This window comes from Vibrio sp. 10N.247.310.17 (genome assembly GCF_041466605.1).
GTDB classification, from domain to species: Bacteria; Pseudomonadota; Gammaproteobacteria; order Enterobacterales; family Vibrionaceae; genus Vibrio; species Vibrio tasmaniensis_A.
In genome coordinates this window covers 1-23,402 of sequence record NZ_JBFSTC010000025.1, presented here as the reverse complement: position 1 = coordinate 23,402, position 23,402 = coordinate 1, and the positions used below count along the sequence as shown (strand labels likewise).

At 44.8% G+C, this 23,402-nt stretch carries 22 protein-coding genes and 1 pseudogene; 9 read left to right on the top strand and 14 right to left on the bottom strand.

What is annotated here, in order from left to right; genetic code table 11:
• Window positions 1-122 precede the first annotated feature (122 nt).
• The 3 genes from AB6D80_RS09545 to gloB all read right to left on the bottom strand — a co-directional run bounded on the left by AB6D80_RS09545 (window position 123) and on the right by gloB (window position 3,206).
• Window positions 123-809 (bottom strand): YIP1 family protein, encoded by a 687-nt coding sequence (locus tag AB6D80_RS09545; RefSeq protein ID WP_009847398.1) that lies wholly within the window; start codon window positions 807-809, stop codon window positions 123-125.
• Window positions 806-2,377: a LysM peptidoglycan-binding domain-containing protein gene (locus tag AB6D80_RS09540; RefSeq protein ID WP_017103656.1), complete on the bottom strand. Its 1,572-nt coding sequence runs from the start codon at window positions 2,375-2,377 to the stop codon at window positions 806-808. Before AB6D80_RS09540 ends, AB6D80_RS09545 begins: the two co-directional genes overlap by 4 nt.
• Before the next feature lie 70 nt (window positions 2,378-2,447).
• Window positions 2,448-3,206, bottom strand: coding sequence for a hydroxyacylglutathione hydrolase (gloB, locus tag AB6D80_RS09535; protein ID WP_012604588.1), 759 nt, complete (start codon window positions 3,204-3,206; stop codon window positions 2,448-2,450).
• A gap of 53 nt (window positions 3,207-3,259) precedes the next feature.
• Between gloB and AB6D80_RS09530 the strand changes: the two genes are divergently transcribed.
• Window positions 3,260-4,045 carry a class I SAM-dependent methyltransferase gene (locus AB6D80_RS09530; protein WP_029223040.1) on the top strand — a complete coding sequence of 262 codons (786 nt, stop codon included), beginning with the start codon at window positions 3,260-3,262 and terminating at the stop codon, window positions 4,043-4,045.
• 76 nt (window positions 4,046-4,121) lie between these two features.
• Here AB6D80_RS09530 and rnhA read toward each other — a convergent pair whose 3' ends face one another.
• Window positions 4,122-4,586: a ribonuclease HI gene (gene rnhA, locus AB6D80_RS09525; RefSeq protein WP_009847394.1), complete on the bottom strand. Its 465-nt coding sequence runs from the start codon at window positions 4,584-4,586 to the stop codon at window positions 4,122-4,124.
• A 56-nt stretch (window positions 4,587-4,642) separates the two neighbouring features.
• Between rnhA and dnaQ the strand changes: the two genes are divergently transcribed.
• Both dnaQ and AB6D80_RS09515 read left to right on the top strand, forming a co-directional pair.
• Window positions 4,643-5,410 (top strand): DNA polymerase III subunit epsilon, encoded by a 768-nt coding sequence (gene dnaQ / locus AB6D80_RS09520; protein WP_009847393.1) that lies wholly within the window; start codon window positions 4,643-4,645, stop codon window positions 5,408-5,410.
• A 9-nt stretch (window positions 5,411-5,419) separates the two neighbouring features.
• Window positions 5,420-6,667, top strand: a complete 1,248-nt coding sequence (locus tag AB6D80_RS09515; protein WP_372188390.1) for a TIGR03503 family protein — start codon at window positions 5,420-5,422, stop codon at window positions 6,665-6,667.
• Between the two features lie 189 nt (window positions 6,668-6,856).
• Here AB6D80_RS09515 and fadE read toward each other — a convergent pair whose 3' ends face one another.
• Window positions 6,857-9,322 carry an acyl-CoA dehydrogenase FadE gene (fadE, locus tag AB6D80_RS09510; protein WP_017100800.1) on the bottom strand — a complete coding sequence of 822 codons (2,466 nt, stop codon included), beginning with the start codon at window positions 9,320-9,322 and terminating at the stop codon, window positions 6,857-6,859.
• A gap of 328 nt (window positions 9,323-9,650) precedes the next feature.
• On the opposite strand from fadE, the gene lpcA reads away from it, so the two are divergent.
• Entirely contained in the window at window positions 9,651-10,226 is a 576-nt protein-coding gene (gene lpcA, locus AB6D80_RS09505; RefSeq protein ID WP_009847390.1) for a D-sedoheptulose 7-phosphate isomerase, read from the top strand.
• Between the two features lie 67 nt (window positions 10,227-10,293).
• Window positions 10,294-11,139, top strand: coding sequence for a class II glutamine amidotransferase (locus tag AB6D80_RS09500; protein ID WP_009847389.1), 846 nt, complete (start codon window positions 10,294-10,296; stop codon window positions 11,137-11,139).
• Window positions 11,140-11,274: 135 nt separating this feature from the next.
• Here the strand turns inward: AB6D80_RS09500 and purN are convergent, their stop codons facing one another.
• Window positions 11,275-11,949 (bottom strand): phosphoribosylglycinamide formyltransferase, encoded by a 675-nt coding sequence (gene purN / locus AB6D80_RS09495; protein ID WP_017100801.1) that lies wholly within the window; start codon window positions 11,947-11,949, stop codon window positions 11,275-11,277.
• A gap of 132 nt (window positions 11,950-12,081) precedes the next feature.
• Complete coding sequence (gene purM / locus AB6D80_RS09490) at window positions 12,082-13,122, bottom strand: phosphoribosylformylglycinamidine cyclo-ligase (RefSeq protein ID WP_008222945.1); 1,041 nt, start codon at window positions 13,120-13,122, stop codon at window positions 12,082-12,084.
• Between the two features lie 169 nt (window positions 13,123-13,291).
• On the opposite strand from purM, the gene upp reads away from it, so the two are divergent.
• The gene (gene upp, locus AB6D80_RS09485) at window positions 13,292-13,918 is read left to right on the top strand and encodes a uracil phosphoribosyltransferase (RefSeq protein ID WP_009847387.1); all 627 of its coding nucleotides are present in this window, start codon (window positions 13,292-13,294) and stop codon (window positions 13,916-13,918) included.
• Between the two features lie 160 nt (window positions 13,919-14,078).
• Here upp and AB6D80_RS09480 read toward each other — a convergent pair whose 3' ends face one another.
• Complete coding sequence (locus AB6D80_RS09480) at window positions 14,079-15,317, bottom strand: uracil-xanthine permease family protein (RefSeq protein WP_017100802.1); 1,239 nt, start codon at window positions 15,315-15,317, stop codon at window positions 14,079-14,081.
• A gap of 277 nt (window positions 15,318-15,594) precedes the next feature.
• On the opposite strand from AB6D80_RS09480, the gene AB6D80_RS09475 reads away from it, so the two are divergent.
• Window positions 15,595-16,854 carry a DUF2066 domain-containing protein gene (locus tag AB6D80_RS09475; RefSeq protein WP_029225466.1) on the top strand — a complete coding sequence of 420 codons (1,260 nt, stop codon included), beginning with the start codon at window positions 15,595-15,597 and terminating at the stop codon, window positions 16,852-16,854.
• A gap of 115 nt (window positions 16,855-16,969) precedes the next feature.
• Here the strand turns inward: AB6D80_RS09475 and AB6D80_RS09470 are convergent, their stop codons facing one another.
• From AB6D80_RS09470 to AB6D80_RS09455, 4 genes are all read right to left on the bottom strand, one after another.
• Complete coding sequence (locus AB6D80_RS09470) at window positions 16,970-17,407, bottom strand: DUF2069 domain-containing protein (protein WP_372188387.1); 438 nt, start codon at window positions 17,405-17,407, stop codon at window positions 16,970-16,972.
• The gene (gene wrbA / locus AB6D80_RS09465; protein ID WP_372188386.1) at window positions 17,404-17,997 is read right to left on the bottom strand and encodes an NAD(P)H:quinone oxidoreductase; all 594 of its coding nucleotides are present in this window, start codon (window positions 17,995-17,997) and stop codon (window positions 17,404-17,406) included. Before wrbA ends, AB6D80_RS09470 begins: the two co-directional genes overlap by 4 nt.
• Before the next feature lie 6 nt (window positions 17,998-18,003).
• Complete coding sequence (arsC, locus tag AB6D80_RS09460; RefSeq protein WP_017096833.1) at window positions 18,004-18,354, bottom strand: arsenate reductase (glutaredoxin); 351 nt, start codon at window positions 18,352-18,354, stop codon at window positions 18,004-18,006.
• Between the two features lie 123 nt (window positions 18,355-18,477).
• On the bottom strand, window positions 18,478-19,932 hold the full coding sequence (locus AB6D80_RS09455; RefSeq protein ID WP_009847382.1) for a M48 family metallopeptidase: 1,455 nt from the start codon (window positions 19,930-19,932) through the stop codon (window positions 18,478-18,480).
• A 178-nt stretch (window positions 19,933-20,110) separates the two neighbouring features.
• On the opposite strand from AB6D80_RS09455, the gene AB6D80_RS09450 reads away from it, so the two are divergent.
• Together AB6D80_RS09450 and AB6D80_RS09445 are read left to right on the top strand one after the other, a co-directional pair.
• Window positions 20,111-20,350, top strand: a complete 240-nt coding sequence (locus AB6D80_RS09450) for a sulfurtransferase TusA family protein (protein ID WP_012604576.1) — start codon at window positions 20,111-20,113, stop codon at window positions 20,348-20,350.
• Complete coding sequence (locus tag AB6D80_RS09445) at window positions 20,343-21,416, top strand: AI-2E family transporter (protein WP_102490543.1); 1,074 nt, start codon at window positions 20,343-20,345, stop codon at window positions 21,414-21,416. The genes AB6D80_RS09450 and AB6D80_RS09445 overlap by 8 nt, the downstream gene beginning before the upstream one ends.
• A gap of 393 nt (window positions 21,417-21,809) precedes the next feature.
• Here the strand turns inward: AB6D80_RS09445 and AB6D80_RS09440 are convergent, their stop codons facing one another.
• Window positions 21,810-21,956: a hypothetical protein gene (locus AB6D80_RS09440; RefSeq protein WP_372188384.1), complete on the bottom strand. Its 147-nt coding sequence runs from the start codon at window positions 21,954-21,956 to the stop codon at window positions 21,810-21,812.
• Between the two features lie 333 nt (window positions 21,957-22,289).
• Window positions 22,290-23,198 (bottom strand): annotated as a pseudogene (locus tag AB6D80_RS09435) (IS5 family transposase).
• Window positions 23,199-23,402 lie beyond the last annotated feature (204 nt).

The window sequence follows — 23,402 nt, the reverse complement described above, 5'->3', positions numbered from 1 at the left end:
TATTAGCTTATTAGTCATTGGATCTTAGCTATTCACCATTCACACTGTGGTTACTTTGGGTAATAAGCAGGGGGATAAATAGGCTAGTGAATTTTCGCTAGCCTTGTTTTTATCTATTCAGCTTAAAAGATTAAAATGTAGAGAGCCCAGATTAGGTAATAGCCAACCCATGGCAAACCAGAGATGACCAGTGCCTGACCACGCTCAAACTCCGTCCAAGTTAATACTGCTGCATAACCCAATACAATGTACCAAGGCAACAAGAGTGGTAATGAGCTGGCAAATTGCGACCAATCATTGGTTAGTGGCAACTTGATTAAGCCGTTTAAGCTGTTCAAGTCGGCCGCGTAGCTCATCACATGCCCGTGCTTGAGTATCAGGCTTGCGTAGCTTGCTACATCGCCTAGAACGGCAGGGAATATCACTACCGATGCGGCTGCAAACCATCGCCAAAAGCTATGTTGGTGTTGGCTTGGCTTTGTTGCTAAGTTAAACCAAAATGCCAACAGAATGATGGTTAACGTACGGCCGAATACATCACTGATGATTTCACTCGCGAGTAGAGTATTACTGTCAAGTAACGCCAATTGGTCAGGGTTTGTTTGAGCCAGTTGCTGTGACAACTCAGCGCTTAACCATGCAAAATCTACATTCGAAAAATAGGCTCCCCAAAATAAGAATGGGCTGAGCATTAATACGACGTAGGGTTGCCATCCCCAAGCACTTCGTTGATAAAGCGCTAAGAAACACGCTGTTGGTGAACGGAATATATCCAACAGCATGACGAGTGGGTTACTTGACGGGTTCATACACTTACCTTAGTTACATCAACATACAGCTTCAGTTTTTGTCCTGGCTGTAGGTATTTCTTGTTCTGCAAAGCGTTCCATTTTACAACATCTGCGCTTTTTACTTTGAACTTTGATGCAATACCGCTGACTGTGTCACCTGATCTTACGTTATAAAAGACAGTTCGGATGATGGCACCGTCTGAACTATTCTTCCAAATGACCAGTTCTTGACCAATTCTAAGAGTGTCACGTGGTCCCATGCCATTCCACTTAGCCAGTGATTGGTGAGATACCTTATTTGCGCGCGCAATCGTCCATAGGCTATCACCACTTTTTACGGTATGGCTAAGCTTATATTGACCACGACTCTTTGACTGTGTGCTTGCTAGGCGATTTGAAGCGCTTAGTGCGTATGTCTTATCGTCTTTGGTTGATGTTGGAATAAATAGGTGCTGACCAACACGAATATTATTGTTGCTCAAACCGTTTGCAGAGCGGATCACTTTGCTGGTAGTGTTGTATTTACTCGCCAGTACGCTGATGCTATCGCCAGATTGCACTTTATAGCGCACCAACTTCATGCCTTTGCCTTTATTGGCTGCCACTTCTTTGTTGAACTTCTCAACAGAGCTTAGAGGAAGCAATAATTGTTGGTGTTTCTCTGGTGCCGTTGCCCACTGGTTATAAGCCGGGTTGTAGCCTTGCAGCTCTTTGACAGGAATGTCGGCGTAGCTTGCGGCAATGGCTAAATCAAGTTGTTCATTTGGGTTAACCAGAGTCAGTACTGCCTTGTTCGGGATCGCAGGGATATCGATGCCATACTTTTCTTGGTTGGCAATCACGTCGGCCAGTGCAAGTAGCTTAGGTACATAGCTGCTGGTCTCTTTTGGTAAGTCTAGAGAGAAGAAGTCGATTGGCTTACCCAGCTTCTTGTTCTTACGGATTGCGCTGTTCACACGACCACCGCCACTGTTGTAGGCAGCGATTGCGTGTTGCCAGTTCCCATCAAAACGTTTGTTCAGGTCGGTTAAGAAATCCAATGCAGCGTCGGTTGAAGCGGCTACGTCACGGCGGCCATCGTACCAGAAGTTTTGTTCTAGTCCGTAAGCTTTGCCAGTACCCGAAATGAACTGCCATAGACCTGCAGCGCTACCGTGAGAATAAGCAAATGCATCAAACGAGCTTTCAACGACGGGCAACAGGGCCAGCTCCAAAGGCAAGTCTCTTTCTTCAATCTTAGTTGTGATCAAATAAAGGAAAGGTTCAGCGCGTTTTGATACAGTTTTTAGATGACCAGGGTGCTTGAGGTACCAAGTGCGGTAGTAGTCGACTTTCTTTTGGTCCGGCACTTCCATTTCAAGTTGCATCGCAATACGTTTCCAAACATCTTGCTGTGTTTGTGGAGTAACGACGGGTGTTTCAACTTTTGGTTGTTCTTGGATCGCTCCAGATGAAACGTTCGCTTGAGAAACTTCTTTAGTAGGGGAGGTGTTGGTTTGCTCGGAAGCTTGGTCTGGATTCTCTGACTGAGTTAATTGGCAACCAGAAAGTAGTAGTACCAAAGCCCAGCTGTACTTAACTCGCATGTTACAGCCTTTTTAATAAACGGCCGATGATAATACTTGCCACTCCCTATGAGTGACAAGCCTGTATTTGTTAAAATTCGTTCTTCCACGCACGTAAAGCGGTAAAAACCGATAAAGGATCGGTCTGCTCAGTACGATTAGATACTGATTTCACTACACTTGGTTCTGTGTAGCGTAAGAAGGGGTTAATAAACTTTTCTTGTCTTAAATTTGTGGGGATGGTCGACTTATTTTGGGCTCGAAGCCGATTCACTTGGTCGCGGTATTGTTGCAAATGTTGGTTGTCAGGCTCAACAGCCAGTGCAAAAGCGATATTGGCTGCCGTGTATTCATGAGCACAGTAAACCTCGGTTTCTTGTGGGAGTGCTGTGATCTTGTTCAATGCATCAAACATTTGCTGTGGTGTGCCTTCCATGATTCGCCCACAACCGGCTGAAAACAGTACATCGCCACAAAACAGTTTGGCATCACCCACATAACCAATGTGCCCAGCGGTGTGCCCACTAAGCCCTAGCACGAGGAATACTTCGCCAAACAGCTCTAATTGGTCACCGTCATCAACGGGATGCGTTAAGGTCGGGATAGGTTCATTTTTGGGGCCAACGACATCCACGCCAGGGAATTGTCTTACCAACTCTGGCACGCCACCAATGTGATCGTGGTGGTGGTGCGTAATCAAGATTGCATCTAAAGTTAGCTCATGGTGTGCTAAGTACTCTAATACTGGAGCTGCATCACCAGGGTCGACGACAGCACAACGGCGATCGCTATTTTGAATCAGCCAGATGTAATTGTCGTTAAATGCAGGTATGCTTTTGATATGTAACATTATTGGTTCTCCAGTCACTTTTAGTGAGACAGAATAAGTGAGACAGATTATTGATGAAGCCAGCACGTAGCAGAAAGAAGTTTGAGCGTCCTTATACTTGGGCACAATTGCACAATGGGGACTGGTTGAGAGAATCTATTCAAACTCGACTCGATGAGTGGTGCCCAAAACTATTTGGTTACCATATGCTCAAACTCGGTGGCCTCAGCAGTGAGATTTCTAGCTGCACATGCAACATTCAACATCAAGTAAACCTAGATATCCAGAACCCATTACATAATGTGATAGCAGATGGTTATAATTTACCCTTTTTAGAGAAAAGCTTTGATGTTGTGGTGCTGAGTCATCAGTTAGATTATAGCAACGACCCACACCGGCTATTGAGAGAAGTCGACCGAGTAATGATGGACGATGGCTATATTATCATCACCGGCTTTAACCCTTTTAGTGTGACTGGGCTTGCCAGTTTGATGCCTTGGCGAAAGAACAGCTTGCCATGGAGTGGACGTATGTATACGCCAAACCGAATTAAAGATTGGCTAGGCGTACTTAATTATGAAGTGATTCATTGTGACACCTACGCGCTGTTCCCGATGAGTAAATACCAAGCGATATGGACGTGGTTGGAGAACAGCTTAGGCAGCTGCGCATCGTTCGCTGGTAGTCAATACTTTATTGTTGCTCGTAAACGTACTTATCCACTTAAGCCTATCAAGCCACATTGGCACCTTAAGCGACGCTTCTCTCCTGTAGGAGCCAGTTTTAGAACCAATACGCGTCGCACCTTGGACTCCGCTAAAACTTCGTATCCGTTAAAAACTGAAAAAGCCGACTCATAGTCGGCTTTTCATCTATCTATCAGTTTCAGAAACTATAAATCTGTTTCTGAAATCTACATCTCATTTACAAAGGTGATCAGCTTGGTTGATAGCCCGTATCTTCTTGGGTCGGGTTTTCTGCTGCACTTCGTGCTAAATCATCACACATTTCATTTTCTCGGTGCCCCGCGTGCCCCTTAACCCAGCGCCAATCAACGCTATGGCGCGCCGTCTCTTTATCTAGCCTTTGCCACAGGTCTGCGTTTTTAACAGGCTTTTTATCGGCTGTTTTCCAATCGCGCTTTTTCCAGTTGTGAATCCACTGGGTGATACCTTGACGCACGTATTGGCTATCTGTGGTCAGAATGACAGAGCAAGGCTCTTTGAGGGCTTGGAGAGCCACAACAGCGGCGAGCATTTCCATGCGGTTATTGGTGGTTAAGGTGAAACCTTCGGCTAACGTCTTCTCGACTTTTTTGTAGCGAAGTACGATGCCGTAGCCGCCAGGACCTGGGTTGCCTAAACAAGAACCATCAGTGAAAATTTCAACTTGTTTCGTCATGATTTGATACTATTACCTCAAGCACATTATCGGCATAGTCTGACACAGTTATCCTTATGAATACCAGTAGCACTCCAGAACAAAGCACGAACGAAAAAAACAGTTCGAATGAAAACAAACGCATCGTTGTACTCGATACCGAAACCACCGGTATGAATACAGAGGGTGGCCCCCACTATATGGGACATCGCATCGTTGAAATTGGTGCAGTAGAGATCATCAACCGTAGGCTGACTGGGCGTCACTTTCACGTCTATATCAAGCCCGATCGTGCGATTCAAGAAGAGGCAATTGGCGTTCACGGTATTACCGATGAATTTTTGATTGATAAACCAGAATACCAAGACATACATAAAGAGTTTCTCGACTTTATTAAAGGTGCGGAGCTGGTGGCTCATAACGCGCCCTTCGATACGGGCTTTATGGACTATGAGTTTGAGAAACTTAACCCTGCTATAGGTAAAACGGATGACTACTGTAAAGTTACCGATACCTTGGCGATGGCGAAGAAGATATTCCCAGGGAAAAGAAACAATCTAGATATCTTATGTGACCGTTATGGTATTGATAACTCACACCGTACTCTTCACGGCGCATTGCTCGATGCGGAGATTCTAGCTGACGTCTACTTATTGATGACAGGTGGGCAAACTTCGCTGCAATTTAACGCTGGCCAACAAGAAGGCGAAGGCGAAAGCATACGAAGAGCAGAAAGTGGTCGAAAATCCCTAAAGGTTTTGCGAGCTACGGCCGATGAAGTAGAAGCGCATCAAAGTCGTTTAGACCTCGTCGAGAAAAGCGGAAGCTGCCTCTGGCGTCAGTAGGGAGAAAGTATGTTAAGGGTATTGGCTACCGGTTGTTTTTTGCTGTTGAGCTTTGGCTTACACGCAGCAACAGAATCTGTAATGAGTTTATTGGATAATCGCTTTCGAGTTGATCCCAGTATCGAGCAAGTTACTTTTGTAATCTATCGAGCCGATAATTCTAAACCCGTCGTCTTGGTTCGTCCTGATGGCAAGAAGTATCACGCTTTGCGTCATGCTGATAATGTCCGTTGGTACCAAGAATCGTCAATGGATATTATCTCTATCGACAATCCGATGCCGGGTCCCTGGCAAGCGGTAGGTAAAGTCTCACCTAAAAATAATATCAAACTTTTATCTCATCTGGTTTTAGACGCCAATGAATTTCCAGACAAGTTGTACCAAACCGAACACATTAAATTTACCGCTCGTTTGACATCCGATGGCAAGCCGCTTGTGCTGCGTGACTTTCTTGACCGTGTGAAGCTTAAAGTAACATTCACTAAGTTCGTCGAAAACGAAGAGTCCTTAGTGAGAGAAGCGCGGCCAATTCCGGTTGTCATGGGGGAATTTGCCGATGATGGCGTTGATCTTGACGAAAAAGCTGGAGATGGTGTATTCACGGTATCGTTGCCAATGGACATTGAGCCTGGTAAATATCGAGCTCGAATTACTTCTGGTAATGGTGTGTTCCTGCGAGCGCAAGAGCAAGAGGTCTTGGTTTACCCAACGCCAATCACCACCACCTTCATTCAGTCTCGCAAAGAAGGCTTATCTCATACCGTCGTGGCATCTGGCGAGCCAGGTATGATTGCACCGAGCTCGTTAGCAGCTCACGTTGAGTATAAAGCCCCTGATGGGTATGTGATGTATAAGCAAGGCCAAGCCGAAGCGGATGCGATGAAAGTATCTTTATCGTTGCCTTATAATGATGATTTGGGAATTTACACTTGGTCGGGGATAGTTTATGCCACCGATGCGTCAAGCCAGCGTCCACTGATCTTCCCGATTACCGAGCAGTCGTACAGCGTTGTTCAAGAGATAGATCTAGCAGAATCTCGACGTCTTCAAGAAGAAGCTCTTGCTGAGCAGAAGCGTATTGCTGAAAAATTAATGATTCTTCAAAAAAGAGAAGATGACAGGCAGCGCAGCATAATGATTATAGCGGTAGGTAATGTGGCTGCGATTTTATTGGGCTTACTGATTTGGTTTGTAATACGTAAAATCACAGCGAAGAAGAGGGCACTACCTGAGATGCAGCTCAAGGCGCCTAAGTAACTCGTCTGCATCCCTAGAGTTGTCTTGAGATTGTTGTCTTGAGTGAGTAAACGTCGGGACAACAAACTTCGATAGACTAAACTTAGATAGAACAAGCCTCGATAGAGAAGCCTTAAAATTTGTGACAATGAAGTGATGAATAAAAAAACGGGACTCATAGGAGTCCCGTTTTTGTTTCTTTCTCTGACCTTAAGCGACGTTATCAATCGATTGGTCTGGGTACTGAGTCTTTGCTGCAAGCTCCTCTGGTGAGAAATCATCAACGTTAATTGTGTACAGTCTGTGTTCCTCAGCGCTAATCAGAAGATTTGCTTCTTCTTGCGTTAAAATACCTTTCTCAAGTCCCAACTGAGCGACAAGGTCGAGTCGTAAGAAAGCACGTTTTTGATGTGTTTCTTTACAAACCTTATCGAACAGAGGTTCAGCTTGAAGAATCACCTCTAGCGCTTTTTCAATCTTGCCTACAGGGTTGTATTCCGTTGCTTCCAAGTATTGGCCACGGCCGATACGAGAGCGTGTTTCGCTTGGTGTTTGTAGGATTTGCGCGACTTGGCTATCCAGTTTATCGTTTGGTGCACGACGGATACGGCCAAATGGCATTAACACAACGCGAAGTAGTCGACCAATCACAGGGTTAGGGAAATTCGCCAAGAACTCATCAATCGCGACTTCAGTTTGACGCAAGCTGTCTTGCATACCCCAATGGACTAATGGGAGATCTTCAGCATGGCTACCTTCGCTTTCAAAGCGCTTAAGTGTTGCTGAACCTAGGTAGAGTTGACTCAGGATATCCCCTAGTCTTGCTGATAGGCGCTCTCTGCGTTTTAGTGAGCCGCCTAATACAGCCATTGAAATATCAGACAGTAGCGCTAGGTTAGCACTGTAGCGGTTCAGCTGTTGGTAGTAACGCTGTGTCTGCTTATCCGTTTTATTGGATGGTGTTGGAGCATCTGAACCACGACCGTCGGTTAAACCAAACCACAAGCTGCGGACTAGGTTACTCATAGTAAAGCTAACGTGTCCTGCTAATGCTGAATCAAACTTATCAAGTGCATCGCTGCTTTCCGAATAAGCCGCTTCCATTTCGTTCAGAACATAAGGGTGGCAGCGAATCGCGCCTTGACCATAGATGATCATTGAACGAGTCAGGATGTTTGCGCCTTCAACCGTAATTGCAATTGGTGAGCCTTGGTAACCACGAGCGAGGAAGTTCGATGGGCCTAAGCAAATACCTTTACCTCCGACGATATCCATCGCATCGATGATGCTGCGTTGGCCACGGTGAGTACAGTGGTACTTCACGATTGCTGAGATAACCGAAGGCTTTTCACCAAGATCGATACCCGCAACCGTCAGGTTACTTGCTGCATCCATTACATAGGCGTTACCAGCTAGACGTGCCAGTGGCTCTTCAACCCCTTCCATGCGACCAATGGGTTGTTTGAATTGACGACGAATACGAGCGTAAGCACCGGTTGCTAATGCTGCAGATTTAATACCACCGGTTGAGTTTGAAGGCAGTGTGATACCACGACCAACCGACAGACATTCAACCAACATACGCCAGCCTTGTCCTGCCATTTTCTGGCCGCCGATGATGAAATCGATAGGCACGAAGATGTCATCACCTTGAGTCGGACCATTTTGGAAAGGCACGTTGAGTGGGAAGTGACGGTTACCAATCTCTACGCCTTTTAAATCGGTAGGGATAAGGGCACAGGTGATGCCAAGGTCTTGCTTGTCACCAAGCAGACCTTCTGGGTCTCTCAGTTTAAAGGCTAAGCCTAAAACGGTCGCAACAGGCGCTAGAGTGATGTAACGTTTGTTCCAAGTTAGGCGCATGCCCAATACTTCTTCGCCTTGCCATTCACCCTTACACACCACGCCGTAATCTGGAATTGAGCCAGCATCTGAGCCGGCTTCTGGGCTAGTTAAGGCAAAACAAGGGATCTCTTTACCTTCGGCTAGGCGAGGTAGGTAGTGGTTTCTTTGTTCTTCTGTACCATAGTGTTGCAATAGCTCACCGGGACCTAACGAATTAGGGACGCCAACGGTTGAGGATAATACGCTAGAAACACCCGTTAGCTTCTGTAGAACTAACGACTGAGCGTAAGCTGAGAATTCTAAACCGCCGTATTTTTTCTTGATGATCATGGCGAAGAATTTATGGTCTTTTAGGTACTGCCAAACTTCTGGTGGTAAATCAGCAAGCTCATGTGTTACTTGGTAATCATTGACCATTTCACACACTGTATTGACTGGGCCATCTAAAAACGCTTGTTCCGCCTCAGAAAGTTTCGGATCCGCAATGTTTTGAAGCTTCTTCCACTCAGGCTTGCCTTTGAACAGCTCTGCTTCCCACCATACTGTGCCTGCTTCCAATGCCTCTTTTTCCGTCTGAGACATTGCTGGTAGAACCTTCTTAAACAAAGAAAGTGCTTTTTGGCTAATGAGGGTCTGGCGAATTGCTGGTACAGCAAAGATTGCAATGGCCAATAGATAACAAAGCCAGCCAGTGACTGCCACGCTGCCAAACAGGGTTAATGCGACCATTGCGCCAGTTAACACAATTAACGCACGGACCAGACTAACTCTATGGTAAAGACAGACGCCTAAGATGGCTGTCATGCCGAGTAGGGAGAGCAATATGTTCATGATCGATTTCCTTTTCAGAGATCACTTATTGTTATTAAGTTTAGGTAAGAGGTCTAACCAGTTAAGTGTAAACAAAATATTAAATATTTGTAAAACTCCAAAGTGAATAAAAAGTGATCTCAATAGAGTTAAAGTTCTAATTGTGAGAGGTTGGTGGTGAATATTTGGGCGGATCGACAGTGAGAGGTTAATTAAGATGGCAATCTTTGGGCTTAAGTGTCGACACTATTTCATGTTTGTGGGTAAACTCAGTGATAAAGAGGGGAAAACCCTCAATTCTCATTTCACGCACTTTAAGTTGCGTCAAAAAACATAAGAGATAAGCCAAATGTATCAAGACCTAATCAAAAGTGAATTGAACGAAGCTGCTGACGTTCTGAACAAGTTCTTGAGTGATGACCATAACATTGCTCAAATTGAAGCTGCTGCAAAAATGATTGCAGATTCATTCAAGCAAGAAGGCAAAGTGCTTTCTTGTGGTAACGGTGGTTCACACTGTGATGCAATGCATTTCGCGGAAGAGCTAACAGGCCGATACCGTGAAAATCGTCCAGGTTTTGCTGGTATTGCGATTTCAGATCCGAGTCACCTGTCTTGCGTGAGTAACGACTTTGGCTACGACCACGTATTTTCTCGTTATGTAGAAGCCGTCGGTCGTAAAGGCGATGTGTTGTTTGGTTTGTCGACTTCAGGTAACTCTGGCAACATCCTAAAAGCGATTGAAGCTGCTCAAGCTAAAGGGATGAAAACCATTGCGCTGACCGGTAAAGATGGCGGTAAAATGGCAGGTTGTGCTGATATCGAAATCCGAGTCCCACACTTTGGCTACGCTGATCGCATCCAAGAGATTCACATTAAGATCATCCACATTGTGATTCAGCTTGTTGAAAAAGAAATGGAATAATAGTTTTACAGATATTTGGAGCCTAGGTTTGTGGCTCCATTGGTTTAAATAGGGAGTAGATTAAACCATGTGTGAATTGCTCGGTATGAGCGCGAATGTGCCAACTGATATTTGTTTTAGCTTTACTGGCCTTATGCAGCGTGGAGGCAACACTGGTCCACATCGTGATGGCTGGGGTATTACTTTCTATGAGGGAAAGGGTTTTCGTACATTTAAAGACCCTAATCCTAGTTGTGAATCAAAGATCGCTGAGTTGGTTCAAAACTACCCAATTAAGAGCCAAGCTGTTGTCAGTCATATCCGTCAAGCCAATCGTGGTGGTGTTAATCTAGAAAATACTCACCCTTTTACTCGTGAGCTTTGGGGACGATACTGGACCTTTGCTCACAATGGTCAACTAACGGATTATGATGATCTGATTAGTGGTCGATTCAGACCTGTCGGTGAGACGGACAGCGAACTCTCTTTCTGTTGGTTGTTGAAACAACTTGAAGACCGTTTTCCTGAACCTCCTCAAGATATGGAAGGTATGTTTCGCTTTGTCGCTGAGTGCTGTGACCAGTTACGAGAGAAAGGTGTTTTCAATATGTTGCTCAGTGACGGTGAGTACGTGATGAACTATTGTACGAACCATTTATACTGGATAACAAGACGCGCTCCTTTTGGTAACGCGAGCCTGATTGATGAAGATGTTGAGATTAACTTCCAAGAAGAAACTACGCCCAACGATGTGGTAACCGTCGTCGCAACTCAGCCTCTAACAGATAATGAAGAGTGGTTTAGAATGAAACCGGGTGAGTACGCACTGTTTCATTTTGGTGAGCTGATCGGCAACAACCACCAAGCGTTGGAAGATGTCGCTTATGCTCCGAAGAAGGTGGCAAGCCAAGCGCCTACTGAACCATTGAGCTAATCTAGTCGATACTATTATTTGTCCTGATTAAAAAAGGCCGCTTACTGTACTAATAAGTCAGTGAGCGGCCTTTTTGTTTTCTGTTTTTTAAGGCTTATTCTTCCGTGATTTACTCTGGGAGAACAACCTTATTAATTACTCTTCTGCGTAACCGTGTGTACCTAATGTTTCACCGTCTAAGACAGCCTTCCCGTTTACCATCGATAAACGATCTTCAGCAAACCATTTACAAACCATCGGGTAAATACAGTGCTCTTGAGTCAGTACTCGGCTTGCTAACATGTCAGCATCATCATCTTCAAATACCGGCACCTTGGCTTGCAAGATTACAGGGCCACCATCAAGTTCTTCGGTAACAAAGTGGACGCTTGTACCGTGCTCTTTGTCTTGTGCATCAATGGCACGCTGGTGGGTGTGTAGGCCTGGGTATTTAGGTAACAGGGAAGGGTGGATGTTGACCATTTTACCAGCATAGTGACGAACAAATTCTGAACTCAAGATACGCATGTATCCCGCAAGTACGATTAAATCGGGTTGGTAAGCATCGATCTGAATCATCAATTCATGATCGAACTCTTCACGTGAACCATAGTTTTTTGGGTTCACAGAATGTGCGTCAACACCCGCGGTTTTCGCTCGCTCTAAACCAAAAGCTTCTGCTTTATTTGAGAAGACAGCTTTAACTGAAGCATCAATCATATTGCTATCGCAGGCGTCCAAAATTGCTTGCAAGTTACTTCCGCTTCCTGAAACTAACACAACGATGTTTTTACTAGAGATACTGGTTTTATTTGAGAGATTGTTTTTCATAGAGTGGGTCATACGATTGATTAACAGGGGTGCTTACAATTTACCTACATAAACTAAGGTTTTCTGCGGGCTAAATAGCAAAATGAGGACCATTAGGTCCTCATCTATTAACTAAATAAGCGAATGTATCACTTATTTGATTTCAACTTGCTCTTCGCCAGCTTCAGCGTTTGCGATCTCACCGATAACCCAAGCGTTTTCGCCTTCGGCTTTCAGCAGTTCAACAGCTGCGTCTGCTTGATCTTTAGGTAGAGCAACAACTAGGCCTACACCACAGTTGAAAGTGCGGTACATTTCAAATGTCTCCACGTTACCTTTCTCTTGTAGCCAGTTGAAGATAGCAGGCCATTCCCAGCTCTTGCCATCAATCACTGCTTTAGTACCTTCAGGAAGTACGCGTGGGATGTTTTCCCAGAAACCACCACCTGTGATGTGCGAGATAGCATGAATGTCATGCTCTGCAATCATCTTAAGTGCCGATTTGATGTAAATCTTAGTCGGTTCTAGTAGGTGTTCACCGATAGTGCGACCTTCTAGCTCTTCACTCTTATCAGCACCAGAAACTTCTAGAACTTTACGAATCAAAGAGTAACCATTTGAGTGTGGACCACTTGAGCCAACAGCGATAAGTGCGTCGCCTGCAGCTACTTTAGTACCGTCGATGATGTCAGCTTTTTCTACAACACCAACACAGAAGCCGGCTACATCGTAGTCGTCGCCTTCGTACATACCTGGCATTTCAGCAGTTTCACCGCCGATGAGTGCACAACCTGCTTGAACACAGCCTTCAGCAATACCAGAAACAACATCTGCTGCTGTATCTACATCTAGCTTACCTGTTGCGTAGTAGTCTAGGAAGAATAGCGGCTCACCACCTTGAACGATTAAGTCGTTCACACACATTGCCACTAGGTCGATACCAATGGTGTCGTGTTTTTTCAGATCCAAAGCAAGGCGAAGTTTAGTACCAACACCATCAGTACCTGAAACAAGTACCGGCTCTTTGTATTTCGTTGGAAGTTCACATAGGGCGCCAAAGCCACCAATACCGCCCATTACTTCAGGGCGACGAGTGCGTTTAACAGCACCTTTAATACGGTCTACTAGTGCATTACCTGCGTCGATATCAACACCAGCGTCTTTGTAGCTTAGAGAAGAAGTATTACCACTCACGGGATAGTCCTCGAACTTAAGTTGGATGTGAAAACGGCGCTATTCTAACAGGGCTTGATTACGAAGAGCAAACGTTTGCGCGGTTTTTTTTATTAGAATAAAGATTCTGAAATAACCCCACAGTTCGTGTATAATCTACAGGTTTTTTTAAATATTGCCGGAGTTGGAAATGAAAGTTGTTGAAGTAAAACACCCGCTAGTAAAACATAAAATTGGCCTGATGCGTGAAGGTGACATTAGTACTAAGCGTTTTCGTGAGCTAGCGACAGAAGTGGGTAGCCTTCTAACATACGAAGCGACATCAGACTTTGAAACTGAACGTGTAACTATTGATGGTTGGAACGGCCCAGTAGAAGTTGACCAAATTAAAGGTAAAAAGGTAACAGTAGTGCCAATCCTACGTGCAGGTCTAGGCATGATGGATGGTGTTTTAGAGCATATGCCAAGTGCTCGAATCAGTGTCGTAGGTATCTACCGTGACGAAGAAACATTAGAGCCTGTACCATACTTCAACAAGCTAGCATCTAACATTGACGAGCGTATTGCTCTAGTGGTTGATCCAATGTTAGCAACTGGCGGTTCTATGATTGCAACTCTTGACCTTCTAAAAGAGCAAGGCTGTAAAGTATTTAAAGTACTGGTACTTGTTGCTGCCCCTGAAGGTATCGCTGCACTAGAAAAAGCGCACCCAGATGTTGAGCTTTACACTGCTGCAATCGATGAGAAGCTAAACGACAAGGGCTACATTGTTCCTGGTCTTGGTGATGCTGGTGATAAGATCTTCGGTACTAAGTAATTCGGTTTCAGCTTAAGTGACGCTAAACCGTTTCTTAACTCGCTGAATTAGCCGTATTAATAAAAAGGGAGAGCATTCGATGCTCTCCCTTTTTTGATCTTGCTAGCTTGTGATGCTCTTAATTGAGGATCACAAGCCTCTACAGTTTGTTGACTTGCAGTTAGTCGATTTGGGCTTTGTCTACTACGGTGTTATCGCCTAACTCTTCTGGAAGCACTAGGTTAAGCAGAATTGCCACGATACCGCATAAGCTTACGCCTTGCAGGCTAAAGTCGCCGATGCCAAATGCCATGCCGCCAATGCCGAAGACCAAAGTAATGCCGACAATCACAAGGTTGCGTGATTTGTGTAGGTCAACTTTGTTCTGAATTAGAGTATTCAAGCCTACGGTTGCGATAGAACCAAACAGAAGAATCATGATGCCGCCCATAACAGGAACTGGAATCGTTTGAAGTAGTGCGCCTAGCTTACCTACTAATGCTAGAACAATGGCTGTTACTGCTGCCCAAGTCATGATCACTGGATTGAATGCTTTGGTCAGCATTACAGCCCCCGTTACTTCACTGTAGGTTGTATTTGGTGGAGCACCCAACATAGAAGCAGCAATCGTTGCCACGCCGTCACCAGTTATTGTGCGGTGTAAACCTGGCTTCTTAAGGTAGTCTTTACCGGTTACATTCGAAATAGCAAGCATGTCGCCTACGTGTTCAACAGCAGGTGCAATTGCTACAAATACCATAAAGAAGATAGCGTTGATGTTGAACTCTGGCGCTGTGAAGTTAGGTAGAGCTAACCAAGCAGCCTGAGCGACAGGGGTAAAATCAACGACACCATATACTAAGCTCGTAATATAACCCGCAACAATACCGCCGAAGATCGGCAGCAGTTTAAGAAAGCCTTTCGAGAAAACACTGATGACAATCGTTACTAACAATGAAATAGATGAAATCCATAATGCTGCGTCTGCATCGATAAGCTGAACCGCACCATCGCCTGTTTTACCTAGCGCCATGTTTACCGCAACAGGCGCAAGACCTAAGCCGATCACCATGATTACAGGGCCAACTACGACTGGTGGAAGCAGTTTGTGGATAAAGGCTACACCACGTACCTTAATTAAGGCACCCATTAATACATACACAACACCTGCTGCCATAAGGCCGCCCATGGTTGCACCTACACCCCAAGTTTGAATGCCAAACATGATAGGTGCGATGAATGCAAAAGAAGACGCAAGGAAAATAGGTACTGAACGGCGTGTAATAAGTTGGAATAAAAGGGTACCGATACCTGCCCCAAAGAGCGCTACGTTGGGATCAAGGCCTGTCAGCAGGGGCACCAGTACAAGTGCACCAAAAGCGACAAATAGCATTTGCGCACCTTGCAGAGCATTTTTCATGTTATGTCCTTAAAAATGGTCGTTATATGAAAAGCGAAAAATAAAATTCGCGGGATTCTATCACTTGGCAATCGGTTGCTATGTCAGATAGATCAAATTTATTTATATTAGTTATGTTTATCTCTATCAAAATAAAAACAATTCAGTTTACAAGTGAACGATTTATCATGGTCAGGTGATATTTTGTGGTTATTAAACACAGTGGGTGCTAACGACCTTGCCCCTCAATCCATAGTTGCTTATCATCAAGGCACAAGCTTTGAATATTAGGATCAATATGCGCTACATAGCATTGTTGTTGATGGGACTATTAGCCTCTCCGAGTTATGCCTTAACTCAAGTAGATATCTTTAGTGCTGAAGTTGCGATTAACGCCGAAGACAAACAACCAGAACAAGTGGCAAGAAATACTGGCATGGAGCAGGTATTGATACGTGCTACTGGCCAAACTGATGTCGCGTCGAATGAGACGATTAAAAAGGCGATGCGTAAGAGTGCGCAGTACATGTCTCAAATGAGTTTTGGCGAAAGCAATGACCAATCAACATTGCGTATGCGTTTTAACGGTGCTCAAATTCGTTCACTACTGACTCAAGCGCAATTACCGTATTGGCCTGATACTCGCTCAAATATTCTTGTTTGGCTGGTAGAAGAGAGTAACTACGACAAGAACATTGTCTGGGAACACTCCAACTCACTGTTAGCTGCAGGCTTACAAGCCAATGCAAAAGAGCGCGGTTTGCCTTTGATGTTTCCTGTTGGTGATTTTGATGATGTTACGGGAGTGGCCACCTCGGATTTGTGGGGCAGCTTTGTCACACCGATTAGCAACGCGAGTCAACGTTACCCTGTTGATGCTGTTTTGGTGATTAAGGCACAGTCTTCTGGATTACGCTGGACTTTGTATGATCAAAAACCAAACCAACTGACGAGCGCGCCAAAATCGCCTGTGAGTGGTTCGGTATCGGGCAACAGCGCGACGACTTCTAAGAAGCTTGTTGACCAAATCAGTAACTACTACGCGAGTAAGAGTGCAGTAACGGTTGCGAGTGAATCTTCGGAATCAATCTTAACGCAGTTTATCAGCCTGAATAACGCGCAAGACTTCTTCCAATTGGAGAATGCACTGAAGCGTCTAAACTCGGTGGCAAGCTTAGATATTCTACAAATTCAAAACAATGAAGTGACGTTCCGAATTCATTTGTTATCGACCCAACAAGAGTTTGAACAAGAAGTTGAAAGCATTCGCCAAGTCGCGAAGGTTGAAGAGTCTTATATCGAACCTGAAGTGAGCCCAGAATTTGAAGCGCAAGATAACATTATGTCTGTAGGCGATGACTCTGCTGTTGTTACTGATGCGATGGGCAATGAAACTACCCCAAGCGTTCAAGTGATGAAAGGCAGTGAGTTATCTACAGGTGCTGAGCTAACAAATACAACTGAGGTGACGCTAGGTGAATCTGATGAGGAAGCGCTACCAGTCACAGCGCCAGTGCACGCTAAGCCAAGCTTAGTATACGAATGGGTTCGCTCGTAATCGTCTACCGACATGACAGATTGATATGAAATCACGAAAAAAGCCCTGCAAGAGAAATCTCGCAGGGCTTTTTGTTTATCTGTTGCCATGTCAGATCTAGAGCATCGAATCAATATTATTGCTCGAATTTAGCTTTCTCTTTCTTTTCTACTTCGGAAAGGCGCTTCAACTTGATGCCTAACTCTTTGGCTCTAAAACGGGTAAATAATATATTGCCTGCGAAGCCTAGAGTCGTCAAAAGCAGTTCTACAGCGGCTAACAAGCGCTCTCCACCGTCTACATACATAATAGTTAACGCGTGTAGGAAGTAGAGCATTAAGACGAAATTCGCCCAAGCATGCGTATAAGGTTTGCCCGATAATATTCCCGGTAATGGTAGTAACAGCGGTATAGCCCAAGCAATCGCCAGTGTTACATTACTGAGGTGAGGGTGCGGTGAAAGTGTCATCTGCCAAGCAACCACCCAGAATGAAAGCGACAAATTGCCCGTTAAAGCAAGGTAGCGAAATAGCTTGGTTTTGGGAGACATCGGTCTCTCTGACATATACATCATTGAGACATTCCCTTCTGGTTAATAGCGATGCGCGCTACGCGTTTGCCTAGGTTTTTCGCCAACTCAATTTCTTCTTTGCTTAATGAAGCGCTCTCTCCAGTGCTGCTTGCACCGTAAGGTGTGCCACCGGTTTGAGTGGTGTGCAGCGCAGGTTCTGAATAGGGGATGCCCACGACTAACATGCCATGATGAAGTAGAGGCAGCATCATGCTTTGCTGTGTCGTCTCTTGACCACCATGTAGTGATGAAGAGGAAGTAAATACACAAGCTGGTTTATCGATGAGATCGCCATTAATCCATAACGATGTTGTGCTATCCCAAAAGTGCTTCATTGGCCCAGCCATATTGCCAAACCATACTGGGCTGCCGAGTGCTAAACCATCGCAAGAACGGAGCTCTTGTAAGGTCGCAATAGGATCTGTTGGTTGATAGCGCGAATCCGGCTGCTCTTCTACCGTATACACGTTGTTCACCGTTCTTAGCATGGCTTCGCAGTTCGGGATGGATTCCACCCCACGAGCGATTTGTCTTGCTAGCGCTTGGGTGTTGCCGTGTCGACTATAGTAGAGAACAAGAATGTTGATGCTCATATTGGATTACAGAATCTCTAGTACTTGTTCTGGTGGACGACCAATTTTTGCTTTGTTGTTCGCGACAACCACTGGGCGTTCAAACAGTTTTGGATTCGTTGCCATCGCAGCGAAAAGATCTTCATCAGTCACTGATGCGTCACCAAGGTTCGCTTCTTTGTAATCCGCTTCTTTGGTACGCATCATGTCGCGAACACTCTCAAAACCAAGCTGAGTGAAAAGCACTTTCAGCTGTTCAACAGTCAAAGGCGTATCTAGGTATTTGATCACTTCTGGCTGTACGCCGTTTGCTTCAAGCAGTTCGAGAGTTTGACGGCTCTTTGAGCAGCGTGGGTTATGATAAATCACGACAGACATGGTTCTTCCTCATTATTATTTTTGATTTAATCGTTCAGTCGAAGCCAACTGAGTGGCTTCTTATTGTGTAACGTTGAGCTTTCTTTGTATTTTGGCAACGAGCTTCGCTACCAGTCATTATACTTATTGCAATGATAAGAAGCGTTCGCGCTGTATCATTAGTTGATCAATTCGAGCGTCATAACGTGCTTGTTTTAGGCTGCCTAGTTCCGCGATTTGGCTCGCCTGCGTGTAGTACTGAATCGCTTTGTTCCAGTTGGCTTGCAGTGCCAAGATCTCTGCCCTAGCAGACAGTTCTTCATCGCTGTTACCAAGGTTTGTATTTGCCTTTGAAAGCAGGTACCACCCATTGGTGTCGTTCGGGTTATCGTGCGTGTAACGTTGCAACACGCGAACGGCTTCCTGTAGGTCTTCATTTTCGATCAGTGCATTGGCGTAGTTTATGGTTAGAACTGAGTTGTTTGGTTGACGCTCAAGTGCTGACTTAAGTTCTTTAATCGCAATCTCAGGCTTTTTCTGTTCAATGTGCAGATCTGAAATAGCATCCAGATAGAACAAGTTGGTTGGGTCGCTATTCATCAGCTTGGTCAGAATCGGTTCTGCTTTATCTAGTTTTTTTGAATCTAGGTAAACCAGTGCTTGTCCATACTCTAATGATGGAACCAAGGCTTTGGGGGCTTTCTTCAGCTTTCGCTCAAACCAATCAAGAGCTGCATCATTATTAATACCTGCATAGCGTGCAACAATCCGGGCTCTTGCTAAATGGTAATCCAGTGACGGAGCCAGTTTTAGTGGTGTATAGCTGCGAGCACGGGCGCGTGAATCTGTGATTCGGTCTTCAGGCAACGGGTGAGTTAATAGCATTGGTGGCGGTGTGCTTGCATAGCGGTATTCATCAGCTAAGCGGCCAAAGAAACGTGGCATAGCGTTTACATCGAACCCTGCTTTTGCAAGCGTGTTGATGCCAAAGCGGTCGGCTTCTTTTTCATTACTTCGGGTGTAGTTTATTTGGCTTTGCATGTTACCAGCAGTTGTTGCAGTGATAGCTGCGATACCGGCTTCTGGTGCTGCAATCGCTAATAATACAGAAGCGGCCAGTGCTGCGATGGTTGCAGGAGAGCGGCGAGCTTGATCTTCCATACTACGTGCTAAGTGACGCTGGGTAACGTGCGCGATTTCGTGCGCCAATACGGAAGCGAGTTCACTTTCAGACTGTGCATGCAAGAACAAACCTGAGTGCAAAGCAACATAACCACCAAAAAAAGCAAAAGCGTTGATGTTTCGGTCACGGATCATAAAGAACTGGAAAGGTGTCTTTACATCATTTGCGTTCGCGACAAGGCGATGGCCAAGCGTGTCAATGTATTGGTTTAGAACCGGGTCGTTTACAATAGGCTGGCTGCTTCTGATGATGCGCATGTAGGCATCACCATAGATAAGTTCTTGGTCGATAGTGAGTGTGCCGCCAGCCGCGGTGCCGATATCGGGTAGCTCCAAACCATTGGTATTTGCCAACGTTGGAGTGCTTAATGTAGCTGCGATGCATAAGCAAGCAATTGAGCGAGCGCGTTTAAACATATTAGTCAGTAATACTCCGTTTCTTCTGACAGTAAGACAAGTGCAATGCAAATTGGTTCTCTATCTGATTTAACCTTTACCAAGTGCGTGCGCTATCATGAAGGAAGATGAATGAATGATGGCGCGTTTTCAAAAACAGATTACAATACGACCCTTATAATAAGCATCGAGCTAAAGAATGACACCTAATATTCTAGATTTACGCCAAGAGCGCTGTCCAATGGCACTATTATTAGCCAAGCGTCACAGTGTAAAGTTAGAAGTAGGGCAATCATTGTCAATTTATGTCTCTGATAACAGCTCGATGAAAGATATTGTTACTTTTTTGTCTAAGCAAGCCTATGACGTCATCGTAGAGGTTTGCTCTAATTACCATCATCTCCTCGTCACTAAAAAGGAATTGCAGTCAAATGCTTGAAATGGTCAATCGTTGGTATAAACGACGTTTCTCTGATCCCCATGCTGTCAGCTTGGTTGCCATCATTCTCTTCGGCTTTATTACGATCTACTTCTTTGGTCACCTCATAGCCCCTCTTTTGGTGGCTATTGTTTTGGCTTACCTGCTTGAGTGGCCGGTTACTCAACTTCAAAGACTCGGTGTTCCAAGAACCCCATCAGTGATGTTGGTGATTTTAATGTTCTTTAGCGTGATGTTACTTGCGCTGTTTGGTCTAGTACCAACGATTTGGGAACAGGTAGGTAACCTTATCAATGATATTCCAAGCATGTATGGTGGTTTACAGAAGTTCATCGCAACCATTCCTGAGCGTTACCCTGAACTAGCAAACCTGCAGATCGTTGAATCGATTGTGTCTAATGCGAAAAACAAAGCATTAGGCTTTGGCGAAAGCGTTGTGAAGGGCTCTTTAGCTTCTCTTGTTAGTTTGGCGACGCTTGCGGTTTACCTGATTCTTGTACCGCTGCTGATTTTCTTCCTTTTGAAAGACAAAGAAGAGATGATCAGTATGGCTAGTGGTGTTCTGCCTAAGAACCGTCGTCTAGCGACCAAGGTTTGGGTTGAGATGAACCAACAAATCTCAAACTACATTCGCGGTAAGGTGCTTGAGATTTTGATCGTCGGCGGTGTCAGCTACGTGACCTTTGCGATTCTAGATTTACGTTATTCAGCTCTGCTGGCTGTCGCGGTTGGCTTCTCGGTACTGATTCCTTATATCGGTGCGGCAGCTGTGACCGTTCCAGTTGCGATTGTTGGCCTGTTCCAGTGGGGATTAGAGCCTCAGTTCTACTGGCTGTTATTGGCTTACGGTATTATCCAAGCGCTAGATGGCAACGTGCTCGTTCCGGTTTTGTTCTCTGAAGCAGTGAATCTGCACCCAGTCGCGATTATTGTTGCGGTATTGGTGTTTGGCGGACTGTGGGGATTCTGGGGCGTGTTCTTTGCTATCCCGCTTGCTACGCTGGTAAAAGCGGTTTGGAATGCGTTACCGAGTCATGCTCTCGACGATGACCCTGAGCATCAATAATAATTAAACGAGTGTTTCTTTCTAAAAATTAGGTTAATGATTTAGAAACATCCGGTAGCCTAAGTTTCTGGTTTTTTCGTTAGCCTTAGGTCCAAGTATGAAGCTAGGTGAGTTTTTGGACTTTAAAAATATCTGTCGATTTTTCAAACTTATGTAGAAACTCGTAAGTGTGTTTGATGATTAGTCGACTCCTATCGTGTTTGCATATTTAACTATTATAGCTTCTGACAAGCAATGACTAAATTGTGCGATTGACCTCGAATCCAAAAAGCAACCCTTTCTCCTCGTGAAACAAGCGGAGCCATTCGTTAATTCATATGGTTTTTTAGTATTGTTTGTGTCGTAAGTATCATCATCAGAGATCACATTAGTTCTACGACGAGTTTGTCTAAATCAGCCTAGAAGCGTTTCACCGTTGGTGACATTCGATAAACTCGAGTCATCCGGAATGATTTCACGAGTATTAGTATCTATTGCTAAATAGAGCTCACCCCAAACTCGATGCTTTCCCTTCTGTGCAGTGTTTTTTATCTCCATCATATTGGGCCTCCAGTCCTGTCGTATTAATGGCTAAATGCTATTTTGCTCTCCAGGTCTTTATCTTGAATGACACGTTGAACGTTTTGGCTCGTTTACTTATGCATGAGAAATCGTAACGTGATCATGAGAGTTGAGCTGTTTAAAATTGAATTGACGAGCCTTTACTATACTCTCAACGGACTTGACAAGACTAGTATTGGAACGAGCGGGGTTGTGTCGCTAAGTCACTATACAATTGAGAATACCTCTACTACCTTGCTTAAGTTACTTCCACCGTTGGCTTTATTGCGTAATTAAATTTTGAGGATAGGGCCACCCCGTTTCGTGTGTTTCTTAGTCAAAACGACAAGTTTCAGGCATACCTAACTCAGTAAGCTTGTTCAACGCTTTTATCATCGCGTAAGTTTCACCCACCTGCGCATTGTAATTTCTTGAGCTCAATCGTCCTCCTAGCAACTGTTTAACTTTTTCTGAGAGTGAACGTCTATGGTATCCATACCGCTCTTTCCAATACTTATTTGAGCCGTATAACTTCTGGCAACCCACTGCGAAATTTCGATGATAACCATGCTCCCAAAAGGCTGTCCCTTCTCTTGGGTGAATAAGCGCAATGGCTCCCTTAATCTTAATAGCAGCATGACACAACCTCGTGTCGTAAACGCCATCACCAGACACCTCAAGGATACTTCGGCGTGTTTGTTTCAGTAAGTTCGGGAGTACTTCTCCATCTGTAACCATTGATAAACTTAGCTCGGCGGCAATGATCTCATGAGTGCTTGTATCGACTGCAATATGTAGCTTTCGCCAGACTCTACGCTTGCCATCCGTCCGATGTTTTTTGACTTTCCATTCACCTTCGCCATAAACCTTAAGGCCAGTTGCATCAATGGCTAGGTGCTGTATTGCTCCTCTCGTTTTAGTCTTAAATGAGCCCTCAACTTGCTTTGCTCTACGACTGATGTAGGTGTAGAGCGGACAACTTAATGGAACATGGGCAAGCCTAAATATTGAGTCGATAAACCCTTGCAGAGCTCTCTGTGGCATAGAAAAAACACGTTTCACCATGAGCGCTGTCGTGATAGCTAAATCGCTGAACCGACGTGGCCTCCCGCGCTTATTCTGTTTGCTTTGCACCCAGCCACTTATCGTTTCTTCATCAATTCAAAAGGTCAGAGAACCACGGTTAATGAGTGATTGGTTATATTGCTTCCAGTTGGTTGTTTTGTAACGAGGTTTAGGCATAGAGCTTCGAGAGGGAGTGGACGTAGCTGATCAGATCGTAGGTTCTGGATTTAGTTCAATTGAATTACGCAACAAAGCCACTTTAGATGTTAAACCTTGACTTGAAAACAAAGCAATATTTAAATCAAAGTTTAATGAAGGCTCTATGTCGGCGTTTTTCAAGGTAGTTGTCATCATTCGCTTGTTTACTAAGCAGCTTCTCTT